The sequence below is a fragment of the Zarconia sp. genome (genome assembly GCF_057467645.1).
The window spans coordinates 106,883-126,010 of sequence record NZ_JBRJXU010000076.1 but is presented as its reverse complement, the minus strand read 5'-3'; the positions used below and the strand labels follow the sequence as shown (position 1 = coordinate 126,010).

At 50.4% G+C, this 19,128-nt stretch carries 11 protein-coding genes; 6 read left to right on the top strand and 5 right to left on the bottom strand.

The features are described from left to right. The coding region (locus AC2215_RS11525; protein WP_486810139.1) for an SdrD B-like domain-containing protein at nt 1-2,357 on the bottom strand (2,357 nt) is incomplete at its 3' end. A gap of 661 nt (nt 2,358-3,018) precedes the next feature. Then, a complete protein-coding gene (locus AC2215_RS11520; RefSeq protein ID WP_486810138.1) occupies nt 3,019-3,501 on the bottom strand; it encodes a hypothetical protein in 483 nt (160 codons plus the stop codon). Nucleotides 3,502-3,529: 28 nt separating this feature from the next. Here AC2215_RS11520 and AC2215_RS11515 point away from each other — a divergent pair, with 28 nt between their 5' ends. From AC2215_RS11515 to AC2215_RS11505, 3 genes are all read left to right on the top strand, one after another. Beyond that, nucleotides 3,530-4,174 carry a DUF3038 domain-containing protein gene (locus tag AC2215_RS11515; protein ID WP_486810137.1) on the top strand — a complete coding sequence of 215 codons (645 nt, stop codon included), beginning with the start codon at nt 3,530-3,532 and terminating at the stop codon, nt 4,172-4,174. Between the two features lie 77 nt (nt 4,175-4,251). Continuing rightward, nucleotides 4,252-5,895: a DUF4335 domain-containing protein gene (locus AC2215_RS11510; protein WP_486810136.1), complete on the top strand. Its 1,644-nt coding sequence runs from the start codon at nt 4,252-4,254 to the stop codon at nt 5,893-5,895. A 431-nt stretch (nt 5,896-6,326) separates the two neighbouring features. After that, entirely contained in the window at nt 6,327-6,524 is a 198-nt protein-coding gene (locus tag AC2215_RS11505) for a hypothetical protein (protein ID WP_486810135.1), read from the top strand. Nucleotides 6,525-6,776: 252 nt separating this feature from the next. Here the strand turns inward: AC2215_RS11505 and AC2215_RS11500 are convergent, their stop codons facing one another. Both AC2215_RS11500 and rfbB read right to left on the bottom strand, forming a co-directional pair. Continuing rightward, nucleotides 6,777-9,692: an adenylate/guanylate cyclase domain-containing protein gene (locus tag AC2215_RS11500; RefSeq protein WP_486810134.1), complete on the bottom strand. Its 2,916-nt coding sequence runs from the start codon at nt 9,690-9,692 to the stop codon at nt 6,777-6,779. A 161-nt stretch (nt 9,693-9,853) separates the two neighbouring features. Next, complete coding sequence (rfbB, locus tag AC2215_RS11495) at nt 9,854-10,951, bottom strand: dTDP-glucose 4,6-dehydratase (protein WP_486810133.1); 1,098 nt, start codon at nt 10,949-10,951, stop codon at nt 9,854-9,856. Between the two features lie 350 nt (nt 10,952-11,301). Here rfbB and AC2215_RS11490 point away from each other — a divergent pair, with 350 nt between their 5' ends. Together AC2215_RS11490 and AC2215_RS11485 are read left to right on the top strand one after the other, a co-directional pair. Further along, entirely contained in the window at nt 11,302-12,447 is a 1,146-nt protein-coding gene (locus tag AC2215_RS11490) for a metal ABC transporter solute-binding protein, Zn/Mn family (protein WP_486810132.1), read from the top strand. A 959-nt stretch (nt 12,448-13,406) separates the two neighbouring features. Continuing rightward, nucleotides 13,407-14,753 (top strand): glycosyltransferase family 4 protein, encoded by a 1,347-nt coding sequence (locus AC2215_RS11485; RefSeq protein WP_486810131.1) that lies wholly within the window; start codon nt 13,407-13,409, stop codon nt 14,751-14,753. Between the two features lie 164 nt (nt 14,754-14,917). On the opposite strand, the gene AC2215_RS11480 is transcribed toward AC2215_RS11485, so the two are convergent. Continuing rightward, complete coding sequence (locus AC2215_RS11480; protein ID WP_486810130.1) at nt 14,918-18,529, bottom strand: NB-ARC domain-containing protein; 3,612 nt, start codon at nt 18,527-18,529, stop codon at nt 14,918-14,920. A 147-nt stretch (nt 18,530-18,676) separates the two neighbouring features. Between AC2215_RS11480 and AC2215_RS11475 the strand changes: the two genes are divergently transcribed. Further along, a complete protein-coding gene (locus AC2215_RS11475) occupies nt 18,677-19,036 on the top strand; it encodes a DUF1830 domain-containing protein (protein ID WP_486810129.1) in 360 nt (119 codons plus the stop codon). Nucleotides 19,037-19,128: the final 92 nt, after the last annotated feature.

Below are 19,128 nucleotides of genomic sequence, written 5' to 3'. Positions count from 1 at the left end.
TCGGTGTCGTAGAATACCGTGTCTCCCAGGCTGGCCGGTTCGACAGGAGGATCGACCGGGGGATTGACCGGTGGGTCCACAGGAGGATCGACCGGGGGATCGACTGGTGGGTCCACAGGAGGATCGACCGGGGGATCGACTGGTGGGTCCACAGGAGGATCGACCGGGGGATCGACTGGTGGCTCGACGGGAGTCTGGAAAATCCCCGCATCGAAGCTCAAGTCTTCCTCCCCAGCTTCCAAAGTGGTGGTGGGCATCAAACCCGTTGTCGGATTCGCATCGGAATCGGATTGGTCGTTCCCAGCATTGGCTTGGGTAATTTCGTAGCCATCCGGTAGGGTCTGTTTGTCGATCGCAATCCGATAAGAACCTTCCTCAAGCCCGTCAAATAAATAATTCCCGTTGCTATCGGTTTGGACGCTGTCGATGAGTCCGTTGTTGCCATTGAGGAGTTTGACGGTGACACCGGCGACCCCTTGTTCGCCATTATCTTGAATGCCGTTTTTGTTGGAGTCGTACCAAACCCGATCGCCTAAAGCTCCAAATTGCTCCGATTGGGGTTCGGGGTTTTCGGCTTCGACAATTCCCGCATCGAGGGTGGGATTGTGTTCTGACGGCTGTAGGGTGACCTTCTGAGTCATTCCGGTGATGGGGTCGGCATCAGAGTCAACGGTATCCCCACCACCGACATTAGCTTCGGTGAACTCGTATCCTTCGGGCAGGTTAGAGAAAGTAACCTGATATTCTTCGCCAGGATTGAGATCGTCGAATTGATAGTTCCCAAAACCATCGGTCGTCGTTGCGGCGGTGGTATCGTCTGCGGTGCCGATAATGCCATCTTCGCCGCCACCGGTGAGGGTAACGCTCACACCCGCAACGCCACCTTCGCCATCGTCCTGGATACCGTCGCCATTGGTATCGTAGAAAACCTTGTCTCCCAAGGAACTGGGTCCTTCAGTACTGACTTTCGGTCCGACGGTAAAAGCCCAGTCAGAGGCTTTCAGGTGTCCTGGAGCACCGGAGTGGTTGAGCCAACCCCAACCGGAGATGCCGTCAAATTCTTTGTAGCCGGTTTCATCGGCGAGATCTCCGATCGAAAAACTCTGGGCATACCTGTAGGTTCCGTTTTGCCGACCGGCAAAGTCGACCAAATCGTAGGTCAAGCCGTCGCCGTAGAGTTGCTTGATGGTTCCACTGGCGTTACCCTCGTTGCTCGAATCGATTCCGAGGTCATCGTCACCTTCGATGCGATCGAGATCGGTGTAGGTGAAATCAACCTGCCACCATCCAGACTGCTCGGGATCGTATTCGGTGCCGATATCCACTCCACCAAAAGCCTGTCCGAAGATGCGAACGGTATTGCCGGAAATGGTCATGTAGACTTCAGCACCGGGATGCTCGAAGTCAAAGGTGGTGATGTCCTGGTCGTTGCCGCTCATCAGACCATCTAAACGCAACCCGTAGTAGGGAGATGTAGCATCGGCGTTGGGATGGTTGAAGAGGCGGTAGGTTCCATCTTCGATGACGGGCGTCTCGACAATCCCCGCATCCAGGATGGTGTTGTTTTCTCCGGGATTGAGGGTAACGATTGGACTCTGACCGTTACTGTCGGCATCGGAGTCGCCGTGGTCGTTGTCCTCAGCATTGGCTTGGGTAAATTCGTACCCTTCGGGTAAGTCGGAGAAGGTAACTTGATATTCTTCGCCGGGATTGAGGTTCTCGAAGCGATACTGACCGTTTTCATCGGTCGTCGTCACGGCGGTGGTATCGTCAGCCGTACCGATAACACCATCTGCACCGCCACCGGTGAGGGTAACAGTAACCCCAGCCACACCAGTATCGTTGAGATCTTGCATCCCGTTACCGTTGAGGTCGTAGAATACCGTGTCGCCCAGGCTTGCGGGTGCGACATCGATCGGTTCTACGGGTTCTTCCCCGGTTGACGGTGTGGGGCTTTCCCCGGTTGGCGGTGCGGGGTTTTCCCCGGTTGACGGTGTGGGGCTTTCCCCGGTTGGCGGTGCGGGGCTTTCCCCAGTTGGCGGTGCGGGGCTTTCCTCTGCTGGCGGTGCGGGGCTTTCTACGACCGGTGGAATGGGGTCTTCCACAACGGTTGGTGTGGGGTTTTGTCCCCCAGGCTCATTAGAGTTGGTACCCGTCTGGTCTTGAGGATCGTTCTCTTCGACAGGCTGTTCCTCCGGCTTTGCATCGCTGCCACCGACCTTCTGGGAATTGGCTTGAATTAACAGATTACTACCAGAGTTACCTGAAGGTTCACCGTTCTCTTCAAGACCGAGTAAATCTCCTTCGAGATTGTTCGAGAACAAATCGTTGTCGTCGATTCCGTTAATTTTTGGCATTAGAGTTCACCGATGGAAATTGTAGAGCTAACTTGAATTGGAGCTTCGATCGAACTCAATATTCGATCGGTCCAATTTTTATCCAGACAGGATTTCACCCACGATTCGACACGTTTTAACCCCGAAGGCAAAAATATAAATCATGTCCGGGAAATTCCCGGATTTTAAGATTGCAGCCGCAAATTCGTTTTGAAGAAAACGTTCAAAACTTAAGATTTTAGCGAAGCCGTCTCAGGATTGAAGATTGAGACTAAAAATTTCGATCCGAAATGAATGAAAGTAAGGACGCATGAAGAAAGTAATCAACTTAAAAGAAAAGACCCGACTCGATTTTTGAGATTTTTTCGGGTTGTTTTAAGTTGCCATTTTTAAAAGTTGTGCTTTTCCCTACTAAATTAAATTGTAGGCGGGCTTAATTAAAGCTACCAATCAAGTATTTATGAATCTTATGTAAAGTCGCAACCACCGCTGAGTTTCAACGGCATCTCAATTATTTTTTATCCAAACATAAGAATCAAAACTAAAATAAGATTAGAAAATTAAATACAAAACAAAGTTTATTTTCGTGAAATCACGCAGGCAATATTGAGAATTCACGTGTAAAGAGAGAAAAAGCGATCGCAATGGGGGCTGGTGTTCCGAATTCCGAATTCTCCCTTCCTCATTGCCCATGACTGAAAAAGTGTAATGCAAAGAGCGCGAAGGGCGATAAATTGGGTGATTGATGAGCTTGGGTCATCGTCGCATCCCCCAGGTCGCAAAGATCGAGAAACTCTGTTGCCCCGGCTGCGTCTAAGGAAATGGAGGGCAGCGCATCTTCGGAATTTGTCCGATCGGGTTCGGCAGTAAGACTGACAATCGTGACGGGGGGTCTGGTTCCGGAACGACCCAAGGTTCTTGAGTAGTTTAAGTAACGGGTTTTGTTGGCCCGATTGGGAAACTCATCGGTGCGGACTCGGGAGAATCGGCTTTTTCGGCATATCCGATCGCCGCAACCGCGACACACGAACGCAAGCGCGCGACCCGAAGAGACTTGGTGTTTACTATAGAGCTGCTGTACATTAAATTGTGCGGCTAATCGGCACGTCGTCAACCCCAAACCCGGTTGGAGAATTCCAGGAGAATTCGATCGTCGTGATGCCAACGCCCTTGACCGATCGTATTTGAAACCTATGCGTCCTTCAATTCAGTTGGCTCCCACGAACGGCGATAGTGGAGCGGGTGAAACTTCGCCACCCGCTCCCCCAACCTCCCACAAATGGGAAAGTCTACCTCTGACGACTGCCCCCGATCCGGTGCAGCTCGATAATATTAAAGCCCAAATCGACCTGGTGCTACTCGCGCTGGAAACTCTTGCTGGAATTGGCTCGGAGGAAATTCTCCAGGCAGCAGCCTATCTTAATGTCAATACCACGATCGCCGATCGGGTCACGTTATGGCGGCTGCGGCAGTCGAATCCTCTGCGCAACAGTTCTGGAGGGCGCAAAAAGTTAGACGTGGAAGAAGCCCGCTCTCTGGTAGCGATCGCCGCGTATCTGGCCAAGCAGCACCAAGAGTTGATTCGCCGGGGGGTGGCTCTGCTCGAACAACTGGCCGAGCAAAATCGCCCGCCCCACCACGCAGCACTGTTGGGAGACTATCTCGATGCCTTTACCAATACTTACCAAGAGCGGATGCACGAGGGCGATCGTGCGTCTCCAGAATTACTCGCCCATCTGGCCTTGAAACTGCTCATCGATTTGCTCTTCTACAGCGGTCCTGGGGGCGATCGCCGTCTTTGGTTGGCCCTGCTGGAGCGATCTAGCCAACCGCAGTAACCCATCCTTTAATGGGTTCACAACGCCCGCTCGTTCGACGTTTGAGTTTTTACTCTTCCCTTGTTGCTCTCGAATCCATGTCTAACTCCAAACCGCTAAGTCTGATGAACGGGTCGTATCACCTTCGGTACACGCCCCCCACGTGTACCTTAGAAGTTGTCGCCAAACAATCGCCCCTATCTCGGTGGACGAACCGCCCCGTTCTCAAACACCTACAATTCGAGCTGAGCCTGGACGATCCGCGAGTGCCGGAGGAAAAACAGGCTGTGATTCGAGGCGATCGCTCTCAACTCGATATCCTCTACTACGCCGTCAGCCGCTACGTTCAAAACTTGCTCCAACAGTCCCCCGCCCAGTTAGACACAGCATTGGTGAGTGCTTCGGGAGCGATCGCTGGCGCAAACCTCCCAGAGGCGAACGGTAGTCTCTACAGTAATATCTACAGCTTGTCCGCATCGCCAGCATCGCCAAGTCCAAAGCTCATCCCACCCCCTCCACCCCCTCGGCAATCGGGTGCAATTTACCTGCAACCCCGTGGTTTGGTTTCCCATCGTCTCTTTCTGGGTTCCCTGGCAACGCCGGAGTTGGGAGAAGCGATCGATTTGGGGGCGCTGCAACTATTTGACTTGGCAACGGCACTCGATGAATACGCTGCCGAGGTGATGGTTCTGCCGCCGTTGCCAAAAGAGCGTTCTCGAAACTGGCAGCAGCCATTACTCTGGGCCGGGGCGGGGGCTGCGGCGACCCTCGTTGCAGTGGGCGTCACTGCGACTTTCATTCAGATGCGAGCGCCCTCGGAAGTGGCAACCACCTCTGGAGCGATCGAAACATCGGACGCGGCTTCCCAAGAAACGTTACCCCTTCCCCTGCCGCCAGAAGGACCACCACCGCCACTGACTCAACCTCAAGTTCAGCCATCGCCGACACCGACTCCGTCACCCCTAGCGGAGGAACTTGACACGCCACCCATCGAGGAAGAAAATCGGTTGTTACCGCCACCTCCAGTTAATCCGACACCGATTCCGATCCCCTCAGACACAGAAGTGCCAGAAGCATCGGAGAGCGATCGCACCAGCCAGTCGATTTTCATTCCGGGGGATATTATTGCCGATAGCAACTCCGAAGCGGCAGCCGCACCGCCCGAACCCCCTGCAGTCGAACCCATCCCAACGGCACCGGACACTGCAAGTATTCCGAAAGCCCCTCCCCTGGGAAATTTAACGCCGCCAGCATTGCCTCCTTCCCCGAGTTTGTCTTCAGAGGTAGACGGGTTTTCCTTTAAGGAAGATACCGTGGTCAGCACTCCCCTTCCTTCTCTCTCCGAAAGTCAGGCAGCGGATTCTCTCAGTCGCAGACCCGATGCAACCCGAGGAGCAACCGAGGGCGATCGGGTACCATTGGCACAAGAAGCTCGAGAGTTGAGTACGGCATTTGATGTGGTGCCGCAAATTGCCGAGTTGCGGGGCTATTTCCAAGACCGGTGGGAACCCCTACCCGGACTGACTCGCGACTTGGAATATACGTTGATTTTGAACGAGGATGGTTCCTTGCAACAGGCGATACCCCTGGGACACGCGGCAGATAACTATCTCGATCGCACCGGAGTGCCTTTGGAGGGAGAGCCGATGGTGTCTTCGTTTGCTCCGGGACAAACGCCCCAGATGCGGGTCGTGCTAGAGGCTGATGGGGGCGTGAAGGCATTCCTAGAATCGTTAAATTAACGTCAGTTTTGAATTGTTATATCCGGTTCTGTTCGGGTTGGGAACGGGGAATGGGGAATAGGGAATGGGAAATAGATTTTGGGTGTACCTCATAAGAGGCGAGAATTGCTATAAATACTATTTAACAAGAAAATATTATTTAGTTTTCATCGCACCTTTACTGAAAGATATAAAGATGTGATGTATGTCGATTTAGTTTTAAAATCGCATTTCTTAATGTAGTTTTTAGCAATTTGGCTGAAAAATTCGCGCTAACTTTACAGATCGACTGAGTCATGAAGTTGCTCGAAATAGAGCGCGCCAGATATAGGTACAGTCTTCTACACGAAGTATAAAATTGCCGTGATATCGATCGCATTCATTGGCAATATCGCCATCGAATCTAGGGAAATGCTACACCTGAAATAGGCCCTTAATCAGGAGAGAAGAGAATGGAATTTTTAGCATTTATATTTTCATTTGGAGCTGAGGAATCGAGTACGATTCCCTCTTCAGAAAAGCCCAAACCCAAGCCGTCCGATAGTCTTAAAATTGCTGAAGCATCATTGATGTTGGCATCAACCGATCGAAATATCAGCGATGACGATCGCCAGAAGCTCGATCGTGCCCTCGAAGCCTTAAACACATAAAACTCGATCGTCCGATTCGACTCCCACCATCTAATCCTAGATTCGATACTCTCCCGTTAATATTGGGGGAGTGTCGCCACAAATTTCATCCCAGATGTCTATTACTGATTACTGATTACTTCCTATTCATGCGGTGTGCGCTCTTTTTGCACTCGCGATATGGTGAGCGAGTAGACTTATCCCCCATTCCCCATTCCCCATTCCCCATTCCCCCGTGCGGTCAGGTTTTGGATCGACAAGTTGCACATGGCGTTATTCCTTCTTCCCCAACAACCAATACGTCGTCATTTGACCCTTTCCTTTGACTGAAACCAGCCCTCGCTTTTCCATGTGATAAGAATCTTTCAATCGTTCGTAAGTGGCTTCTGTCACCTGAATCTGTCCCGGTTCTCCAGAGGATTCCATTCGAGAGGCAACGTTAACCGCATCTCCCCACAAATCGTAGATAAATTTCTTCGTTCCGATTACCCCGGCAACCACAACGCCCGAATTAATGCCGATCCGAATTTGGAACGATTCCCCATGCTCGAATTGCAGGTGGTCGACAACGGTTTGCATCGCAAGTGCCATATCGGCGATCGCTTCGGCATGGTCTTGTTTCGGTTCGGGTAATCCAGCCGCTACCATATACGCATCGCCAATGGTTTTAATTTTCTCCAATCCCAAAAATTCTGCTAAATCGTCAAAATTCGAGAAAATTTGATTGAGTAAATTCACCAATTCGATGGGAGACAAACGAGCGGAAAGGGGCGTAAACCCAACGATATCGGCAAATAAAATCGTCACCTCATCGAAGTGTTCGGCAATGCAACCTTGCTTCTGTTTGAGTTTCTCGGCGATGAGTTCGGGCAGAATATTGAGGAGCAAGCTTTCCGATTTTTCTTGTTCGGCCCGCAAAGCTTCTTCCGCATCGTGGCGTGCTTGAGAAATCGCCATCGCCTCGCCGATGAGTTTGAGGAGTTGCAGGTTTTCTTGCAGCCATTGGGTGCAACTGCGCACGGTTTCGAGTACGATCGAACCCGATAATTTACCGGAATACAGCATAGGAACGCAGGCAAAAGATTGAGTATGCGCCCGTTCCATCGCCGCTTTTTCCGCAGCGGCTTCCGGAGGCAAATCGTCGAGGCGATCGAGTTTGACGATCTGACCTAGATGGTACTGCTCGTTGAGCCATTGAAACGTACCCACCGGCACGTTCTGCAGGTCTTTACCCCGAGGTTCGATCCCTTGCGCGTACCACTCGTGACTGATGCCATAATGGCTTTTGTCTGGGTTAAAACTGACGACATAGGCGCGATCGCTCTGGGTAAACTTGCCGATGGCTTGCAAGCTCATCTCGATCGCCGTATCGAAATCGAGATTGAGCAGATATCGCGATATCAGACTCAGGAAGCGATCGCGAGCAGCCTGTCGTTTGAGGGCCTCTTCGGCTTGCTTGCGTTGGGTAATATTATCGATCGCCCCTAAAATCCCGATCGTATTTCCCTCGGCATCGTGAATGGGAAGCTTATCGATCTCCAACCAAATGATTTCCCCCGTATCATCGGGTTTGAGCTTCGTGGTGATTTGATGTTTCGGTTCGCCAGTTTCGATAATTTGCCGATCTTCTGCGCGCAAGGCATCAGCAACTTCCCGCGTCGAGAGCAGATCGTAATCGGTTTTGCCCACCACCGCTTCGGGATCGTCGAGATGAGCCGCCTCAGCCCAACTGCGATTGCATCCTCGAAACACTAAACTGGTATCCTTCCAAAAAACCTGTTGGGGAATATTATCGAGAATCACCCGTAAAAAGGTTTCCTTTTCTTGCAACGATGCCGTGCGTTCCTCCACCTGTTGTTCGAGATGGGCGTTGAGCTTCTCTAGAGCGGAAAACGATTGACTCAACTGAGTCGCCATTTGGTGAAACGAGTCGCCCAACACTTTGAGTTCGTTAATTTGCACCCGACTGAGACTCTCGGATTCGATGGGGGTATTAAAGTTCCCGCAGGCGATGCGAGAACTGGCTTTTCCCAGTTGTAGAATCGGCTGGACGATCCAGCGTGCCGTGGCAATGCCGATCGCTGTCGCCAAGACCAACGCCAGAAAACACAATCCGATGGTGGTGCGGGTATTTTTTTGAATCTCGGCCATGAAGTCCGATTCGGGAACGATGACGACCACGGACCAATCCAAACCGTATCGATCGCCATAGCGAGTGACTCGCACGAATTGCGATCGACGGTTCCAAACCACCGTCATTTGCCGCGCCGATGCAATTTCGCTAAGTTTGCCGAACTCTTGTTGTAACTGCTTCACCACCTGGGCGATGGACGTATTGTCGCGATCGAGAACGTTGATGCGTTGGAGTCGCGCGCCGGTCAAAACAAACGGTTCCTCCACCGTCGAACTGGCCACCAAATTCCCATTGGGTTCCAAAATATAAGCCTCTCCCCCCGGACTAATATTCAAACGCTCTAAAAACTCGCCGATTTGGGAGAGAGAAACATCCACAAAAAAAACCCCCCCTGGGGTATCTCCAGTACCGGCAACGGGATGAACGGCCGTTAAATCCAGCCGCTTGGTCGTCGCCGATACGTCAATATCCGTCCAAATTGGGAGATTGGCTTTCCTGGCACTTTGATACCACTGGCGCTGGCGGGGATCGTAGTTCGGTGTTTCGGCAATTTTCTCGCTAAAAATAGGCGAACCCTGAATTGAAGCGCGATATCGCCGCAAAGTGCCCCCCTCGGAGGGTTTATCTGGTGACGGTTGGGCGAGGACGATGTAGTTTTGGGCGCGGTTGGCGCCAACTAACTCCCCTCGATCGGTGGCCATGGCGATCGTTCCAATGCGATCGGACCACAGACCCTGCCGCCAAAATTGGTACAGCAGCTCTGTTTTATTCCCCGCACTTAAATCCCCCTGACGGTATGCTTCTGCATTCACTTGATTGATCGTGTGGGGGATTTCGAGATAATCGTCGAGGTGAACTTCGATCGAATCTCCCATTTTTTCCATCAGTTGACCGGCCAGATCGTTAACTGCCCGGTGACCGTTTCGGAAGGAAAGATATCCCACCAATCCTACCGCTGCAAAGATTTGCACCACAAAGGGAACGATAAGGATCGCTCGCAGGGGGACTCGACCGGAAAGACGCAAAACCGAGCGCGCGATCGTAGGGACAACCATCAATGCACCTCCCAGACAGACCCGAAACTCTTATCTTACAACGCTTTGGGGCTTTGGGGGCAGAGGGGCTTTGGAGGCTTCGGGAGTCGGGGGGAGAGGGGGGAGACAAGGGAGATGAATTTTCCCCACACCCTACACCCCACACCCCATTCCCATCTCCCCTACTGGGCGTAGACTTTCTGATAGTATTCCCGGTACTCGGAAGATAGGAGGGGTTTCCACCAGTATTCGTGACCCAGATACCACTCGACGGTTTTGCGCAATCCTTCTTCTACCGTCACCGAAGGACTCCACCCCAACTCCGTTTGTAGCTTGCCAGAGTTGATGGCGTAGCGGCGATCGTGTCCCGGTCGATCTTTAACGAAGGTAATCAGTTGCTCGCTCGGACGCACGGGTAAATCTGGAGCGAGTTCGTCCATCAGCTGGCACAACATCTTCACCAGATCGATGTTCTTTACTTCGTTATTGCCACCCACATTGTAGGTTTCGCCAGGGGTACCTTTGTGAATGACCGTATCGATCGCGCTGCAATGATCGCGCACGTAAAGCCAATCGCGAATATTCTGGCCGTCTCCGTAAACTGGTAGCGGTTTGCCCAACAAGATGTTGATACACATCAGGGGAATAAGTTTTTCGGGGAAGTGATAGGGACCGTAATTATTCGAGCAATTGGTAATAATGGTGGGAATGCCGTAGGTATGGAAATAGGCGCGAGCCAGATGATCGCTCCCAGCTTTTGAGGCGGAATAAGGGCTATTGGGGGCGTACGGGGTGGTTTCGCTGAAGGCGGGATCGTCAGCGCTCAAGCTACCATACACTTCGTCGGTGGAAACGTGGAGAAATAGACCTTCCGTTTTGGCTTCGAGTAGGTGCGGATAGTATTTGCGAAAGGCTTCGAGGAGGGTAAACGTGCCGACGACGTTGGTTTTAATGAAGGCATCGGGACCGAGAATCGAGCGATCGACGTGGGATTCAGCCGCAAAATGTGCAACGGTATCGATAGCTTCTTCTTTAAGTAGTGCGTCGATGAAGGGGCGATCGCAAATATTGCCCTGGACGAAGCGAAAGTTTTCCGTTCCTTCCAAGTCGGCGAGGGTGGCGCGATTGCCGGCATAGGTGAGGGCATCGAGGACGACGACCCGATCTTCACGATAGCGATCGCTCCAGTGGTAGGCGAAGTTCGAGCCGATGAATCCAGCTCCTCCAGTAATTAAAATCCGACGCGGTTGCCGTTGGTTGCTATTTTGCTCGTTGGGCATTCTGATTTATTCCCATCACAGTCAACTTGTTCCAAGATAGCGCTAAAAATCATCAACGGTGGGGAGTCTATATTTACCCCTTCCTGAAGCGACAACTATTTTCGATGGGTTGGTGACGATCGAGCTTGGACGGTGAGGGATGATTAGATCTAATAACGTCAGTTTGGCTGAAGTCGCCTCACCGGGATGCATACTCTCTATGACGTTCGAGCTGTCGACAAGTAGATGGGAAGCGAGGGTACAACACTCGAATACATCTTCTCCCAGGGAAGGAAAGTACTCCATTGCCTCTTTCCCATTCCCCACCCTCGCCGGAAACAGTCTTATCCAAAACTGAGGTTGATAGTAGGATGATTATCATTCACATTAAAATAAAGCGGACTGCTCGGGAGTTAATGATGCTCGATCGCAAGGGATTTCAAGGTAATCTCAGTTTTCGTGGTGCGGCGATCGCCATGACTCTGGGTCTGGTCAGTTGTTCCGGAGGAAATCCAACCCTGGAAGCCACGAGTGAGACTACCACATCGGGTCTACCGGAGGTGGTGGTTTCCAGCAGCATTTTGTGTGATTTCACCCAACAAATTGCCGGAAACACGATCGCCTTGAACTGTTTGATGGAGGCAGATCGAGACCCCCACACCTATCAAACGACACCCTCCGATCTCCAAGCAATGGAAACGGCCGCTTTGATTCTGTACGACGGCTATGGCTTGGTTCCGACTATTGAAGACTTGGTCGAGAAGATCGAAACATCCGCACCTAAAGTTGCCGTTTACGAGACCGCCGTGCCCGATCCCATTTTGGCGGAGCATCATCACCACGACAGCGAACATCATGACGGCGAACATCACGACGGCGAACATCACGACGGCGAACATCACGATGGCGAAGACAAGAAAGAAGCTCGCAACGAAGAACTCGAACCCGATCCCCACGTTTGGCACGATGTCAGTCATGCCGGTGCGATCGTCACAGAAATTTTGTCACAACTCGCCCGAGTCAATCCCGAACAAACGTCATTCTACGCTGAGAATGCCACGCAATTACAAGGGGAATTGGACGCTCTCGATACCTGGGTTCGAGAACAAGTGGCGACGATTCCAGAGGCACAGAGAACCTTGGTAACGACTCACGATGCGTTCAATTACTATATCCAAGCTTACGGTTTTCAAAGTTCCACCGCTCTCCAAGGGATGAGTACTGAAGAACAACCCACTGCCACACGGGTTAAAGAATTAGTGGAAAAGATAGAAGAAAGCAAAGTGCCGACGATTTTTGCGGAAGTCAGTAGTAACAGTCGAGCGCTCGAGACGGTTGCTCGGGAAGCAGGGGTTCAAGTTGCACCCCAAAAATTACTGACGGGGAGTTTGGGAGCATCCGGTAGCGACGCTGACACCTATACTGGGTTTATCGCATCGAATACTTGCGCGATCGTCAATGGATTGGGGGGCGAGTGTACGCCTTTTCAATCTGGCCAATCACCGATTTCCAACTGATGAAAAATCCCAGGGATTTAGCGGGAATGTCAGGATGGTCTCTTTCTATCTTCACGGCGAAAAATGACACGGGTATGGGGGCTCGCCCCCTGGCGAGCTTTCCGTTTACACCCAAAAGTCAGACTTAGACCTGTATTCTTTCATTTTTTATTTAACGGTATTAGTCATACTATCGAACACTTTAAACAAATATAACGATTGGGAAATTTAACGTCAATTCCCTAAAGATCGATACCGACTTCAAGAAATTAAAAGCGGTCGAAAGCGCTCGATTGAGTCGCCCGATATCCTTTGTTGGCAAGGTTTTCAGTTGTTTTTTTGTCTATCGAACTCGAGGGCAATTCTGATAGTCTATGGCAATAGATTACAGCTTATTTTAGACAAATCATCGGTTGAAATTCTCAGCTCGATCGCTTGAATTCAATCACTGACGGCTACAATTTTTCTGAGTAGATAAGGAATATTTCTTATCTACTTAAATATAAAGAAAATCTAAAATTAACAATCGAGACGATCGAAAAGAGGATATATATTGATACATGGATAAAGAAAATTCCAATAAGTTGGCGTCCAAACGTAGAAAGTCAAGCACCTAGTTAGAATCAAAACTGTAAGATTGGATACAGATATCCAAAGTCTACAAGTCCAATGTTTTTGAAGGTCAAAACGCAAACCATACGCTTCGGCGACGGGCCGAATTGACAAAACGCTGGTACAGCTTAAATGTCAGTATTTTGGGGTCGATCGTCAATCCCACCCAAGTTCTAGAAACAAAGGCCCATAGGGTCGGATTGCATCACCGAAACCGAACCTAAAAACCGAATGTTTATCAGTCAAATCGGATGTCGCTCGCGCTCTCTCTATCGATTAAGATTCTTAGATAGGTGCGATCGACGTTACTTGAGAATTCTCTTTTGACAAAACTGAAACAAGTTTATATTCACCACGAAACAAGGACAATGCTGTCAAAAAATCGAGGAAAGATTGCATTGATTTCCGTTCATGGCGACCCCGCCGCGAACATTGGAAAAGAAGAAGCAGGTGGGCAAAACGTTTACGTCCGACAAGTGGGTACGGAGCTAGCGCGTCAAGGCTGGCAAGTCGATATGTTCACTCGCCGCACCAGTGCCGAGCAAGCCGAGATCGTCGAACATATTACCGGATGTCGCACCATTCGTCTAACAGCCGGACCGCAAGCGTTTGTGGAGCGAGATCGGTTATTTGAGTACTTGCCCGAATTCGTGAATGCGTTTCTTGATTTTCAAGCGCTCAACAACACCATTTATCCCGTTGTGCATACCAACTACTGGTTGTCTGCGTGGGTGGGGATGGAATTGCGCCAACACCAGCTCATCAAGCTCGTCCACACTTACCACTCCTTGGGGGCGGTGAAATATAAATCGGTGGAGAACGTTCCCCCGATTGCCAGCACTCGCTTGCAAGTGGAAAAAAACTGTTTGGAAACCGCCGATGCGATCGTTGCCACTTCTCCTCAAGAACGAGACCACATGCGATCGCTCGTCTCCGAAAAAGGGCACATTGAAGTGATTCCCTGCGGCACCGACATCGAAAGGTTCGGGTCGATCGATCGCGCGGCAGCCCGACAGAAACTCCATCTCGACCCCGAGGCGAAAATCGTCTTCTACGCCGGTCGTTTCGACCCCCGTAAAGGCATCGAAACCCTAGTTCGAGCGGTGGGTCGCTCGGAGGTTCGTCAGTCTGACAGTCTGCAACTGATTATCGCTGGAGGCAGTCGCCCCGGACATAAAGACGGTCGAGAGCGCGATCGGATCGAAGGCATCGTGACCCAACTCGGTTTAGAGAAGCAGACCACCTTTGCCGGTCGCCTCGACCACGGGCAACTGTCTACCTACTACGCCGCCGCAGATGTCTGCGTCGTTCCCAGCCACTACGAACCCTTTGGGTTGGTGGCTATCGAAGCGATGGCCAGCGCCACCCCGGTGATTGCCAGCGATGTCGGGGGATTGAAGTTCAGCGTCGCCGATGGAGAGACTGGATTCCTGGTTCCCCCCAAAGATGAAGCTGCCTTTGCTAAGGCGATCGATCGCGTTCTGCAAAACCAGATGTGGCGCGAACGGATGAGCCAGGCTGCTCGCCGACGGGTGGAAACCCACTTTAGCTGGGATGGGGTCGCTCAACAACTCGACGAGTTGTACGTGGGTCAAATCGACAGTCTCACCCAAGCGTTTTTCTCCAACAATGCCGTCAGCCAATTTCGCTCGCCCATTGGGTCTGCGAAGCCGGGTCAAAATCCAGTACTCCAGCATGCGAGTTTCGATCGGTAGAGATTTGTCGGAGTCGTGACCCCGTGCCTACCCCAAACGATCTGGGGACATAGTCAAGAAGGACACGCCCGATCCAACTGTCTTCCCTCAAACGACTAAGCGCTCTATCCTCAGGATAGAGCGCTCGATTATCTAAAAAAAGAGCAAGTCAAAACTCTCTCGTTTTAACTGTGGGAACCGTCTCTGGCACCGAGGGCGATCGACGCCTCCTTTTGAGCGGTGGTTAACCCCTCAATATTGGTAATGTCCGTATTTTCGTAGGGACGGGGCGGCTTGAGCACTTCAAAACATTCACCCGCGTCAACCTTCCAAAGCCGAATGGTATCGTCTTCGCTGCCACTGGCGAGTGTTTGACCATCGGGACTAAATGCAACGGAAACCACCGCCCCATTGTGACCCGAGAGTGTCGTGCAGGTTGCAGGAACTTGACTGACATCCCAGAGTTTAATGGTGCGATCGTAACTGCCACTGGCGATGAGTTGGCGATCGGGAAAATCAGGATGGAATGCTACTGCCCGCACCCAATCCGCGTGAGCATTCTCTTGCCGTCCCAGGGGAGCAAGACATCGTCCGGTTTCAATTTCACACAGTCGGACGGTTTTGTCGTGACTGCCGCTGACAACCCAGCGACCATCTGAACTCAAGTCCACTGCTCGGACAGGCTCTTGATGTTCCTCGATCGAGAGAAGACACTTGCGAGTTTCGACATCCCAAATCTTGACGGTTTTGTCATCGCTGGCACTCGCAAGTCGTAACGTTTGGCTATCTTCATGCCATCCAAAAGCTAAGGCTTGAATCCAGTCTTCATGCTTGAGTTTCGGTTTCTGGCTATCAAAATTTTCCAGATCGTGCAGCCAGATCGCGCAATCGTCACCACCACTGGCGATGAGCCGCAAATTGGGGGAACAGGCAACTGCGCGCACCCAACTGATATGCTGGCGAAGGATTGTAAAGATCTTTCGATCGCAGACATTCCAAACTTTGACGGTTTTGTCATCACTTCCACTCACCACGTAGCGACCATCACGGGTAAAGCCAACCGACCAGACTCGGCCCTGGTGTCCGTATAGACTTTTATACTTTTGGCTGGCGAGATCCCATAACCGAACTGTGCCATCGTCACTGGCGATTGCTAACTGCTGGCTGTCCGGGCTAAAGGCCACCGAACGCACCTGTGAGGTATAGCCTTGAATCGTTTTCCAGCAATTCCCAGTTTGGACATCCCAGGTTTTCAGGGTTTGGTCGCCACCCGCACTAAAGAGATACTCACTCTCAGTATCAAATACTACAGCCCAGACTCGACCTTGATGACCGGAAAAAGTATTTAGATAGCGAACTGTGCAGCTATCCCATATTTTGACGGCACAATCTTCACCGCTACTGGCTATATTTTTACCATCTCGGCTAAAGGCGATCGAACGAATCCAATCGGTATGGCATAATTCCGATCGATTCATCAACTGACCCGTCGAAACGTTCCAAAGCCTGATGTATCCATCATCGCCTCCAGTGGCAAGAATTCGATCGTCGGGACTTAAGGCAATTGCCCGTAACTTACCTTGGCAGTCATCTTGAAACGTTTGGGGTTGACTAAATTGGGCATAACTATCGGTCGAATCGATCGCGTGAACGGCGATTTGCCCCTTTTCGCTGGCACTGACCAAAAACTTGCCATCAGAACTAAAGGCTAAAGCGCGAATTTTGTCGTTTGGGAGAACATATCTGGCGATCGAGCGGCGCGATCGAATATTCCACAGGATAACGTGACCATCATCACCCGCACTGGCGAGTAAGTTATTGTCGATCGGACTAAAGGTAACAGCACGCAGGCGATGGCTATGACTGCCTCTGAACGGAAATGCATGATTGTCCTTCACATTCCAAACATAAACAAACCGATCTTCTCCACCACTGGCTACAAAAGCACCATCAGCACTGACCGATACAAACCTCACCCAGTGAGAATGAGCGTGGTGAATCAGGTGAGGTTCTAGTTCCCCTTCGGTTACTTGCCAGACATAAACTTTGCCACTGGTATCTCCAGCCGCGAGAATTTTCCCATCGCGACTTAGAGACATCGACAGCAAGCCATCGCAAGAGGCTAAAACCACCGATTTAGAAAGATTCGCATTGGATAAATTGACATCATGCAACATGGCTGCGGTTAAGTCTGCTTGCCAGATACATAACCCAGAGAAATCTAAACCCTGAAGTACGGGTTTGTGTTCGGTACATTCTTGCTTTTCCGTACAGACTTGTTTTTTAATGAGGAGGAGTAAATTGAAGAGGTTTCCCGCAGCATATCCAGGTTGATGAATAAGTTGTTGGCAGCAAATGTTTAAAAGCTCTCTAATTCGACTCTCGATGGCAATCAGACCTCCAAATTTGGATCGAAGACGATCGAGAAGGCGCTGAAGTACCAACTGAATTTGTTTTTCTCGAATGTATTCCTTACCAGTGACTTTGATGAGCGGGTAACGATTGAGGGAACTGACATCTCCATCGACAAAGCCATCATAAAATTTATCGATGAGTTTCGTGGTCATAAATCGGAGGACAATTTCCGGCAACTCCCATCGGTCGTCCTGTTGATGAACCAGAGAAGAATACCTGAGCGATTTTAGGGCTTCCATCAATCGACCTCGGCGACCGACTTCGGCTGCCATATCCTCATCGTAGAGACACATTCCCGTGACCGGCTCGCGGTTAATTGCCAGCCAGTGAAGAGTCGATTTCTCTAAAGGTGAAAGAATTTGGAAATGTTCTTCTAAAAGATTCCAAGTTCCGTTCACATCAAATAAGTCTCGCTTTAAAAATTGTGCGACAGTGCTCGTATTAATATTCAATTTCAATTGCTGCAACCACCAAGGATGACCCATATAAATCTGGGCAAGTTGCGTCATTTCACTTTCATTGGCTTGCAGTCCTTCACGATTTAAAAGTGCGATCGCTTCGGTTTGGTTTAATCCTTTCAAGTGAAATAATCGTGCAGCCCGATTCTCACCAGAATATCCTAAGCTGTCGTGAGGTGGTTGGCGACCGATCGCGATCCAGCAGCTTTGGTGGGGGCGATACTGAAGCTGGCAAAAGAGTTCTTCATAGTCTCGATATTCAAGCTGATACCGACCAAATATTTCTCCTTCTTGAAAAAGCTTATCGATTCGTCTCAAGACGACTAGATATCGATGGGTTTCCAAGAAATCAACGAGCTTAGAGATTTTATCGCTGAGGCGTTCTTCTTGCAAAATGTAAGCAGCATCAGACCAGGTTTTGACAATTCGCTCTAAAAGTTTTTCGACAGTCAGTACGCCACCTTTAAAATCGACCCAGATTCCCCCTTCAAAATCACTATTCTTTCGCGCTTCGCGATAAAGTTTTGAAATAATACCCGTTTTGCCAATTTTTCCCAATCCATAAACTGATAAAACCTGGCAGGGTTCTTGAAAAATCCACCGTCTGAGAATAGTTAATTCTTCTTCGCGATCGGGAGTGGTTAGCGGTCGAGGATGGCGATCCCAATGAACTCTTGATGGTTCTGAGTTCGATGCAGATGCATCGGTATCGGATTGGGAAATTTCTTCAACCTCAAAATCTAAAAGCTCAGCCAATTCGATAAAATTAAATCGATCGACCCGATCGCCTTTCAAGAACTTACTAACCGTCGCACGCGACACTCCAGCTCGCTCGGCTAAATCGATTTGGCGAGCAAACTTTCGCCTTGATACTGCTTTTACTTCCGCAATACACTCGGGTTTTAATCGGAGCGATCGACTCATCCGTGAAACCTCTCTAGAAACTTGTTTCACAGTTTAGCGGCTTTCAATCGTGTTTCTTCGTTCTTTAACTTAACTCAGACAAAACAGACAAAATTGACACTTGTTATGACACGACCTAACTTAGCACCTTGACAAGCACCATTCATCATGGAGTTTAAGGCGCGGCAGAAATCTCCGATCGAAATATTTGCCACGCGGTCATTTACTACGGAAAATTTACTGATGTTTACGATTCATTCGACCCATTCTACTGACGATCGATCCCGATGGATTCTATGCTCGTATTGCAACGCTTCTGGGGAACCACACCAGTTACGGTATAGTCAAAACCCCCAAGGTTTTCACTTAGAAAGGGCAGCGCCTCCAAAGACTCAAATCTTGTTTGAGGCTCCTCCCAATACTGAGATCGAAGTATACACCTGGAAAGGGCAACAGCGTATATTTTTAGCAGCGATTCCTTGCCTCCATCTCCAGGTTCTGGAGAATAGCAACTGCCATATTAGTTAGGACACTGCATGAAATTGGGCAGAGGGGGCAGAGGAAGAGGGAAAAAGTGTACGCCCAGCATTTTTGGTGTGCTAACCAGACTGGCGACTGCT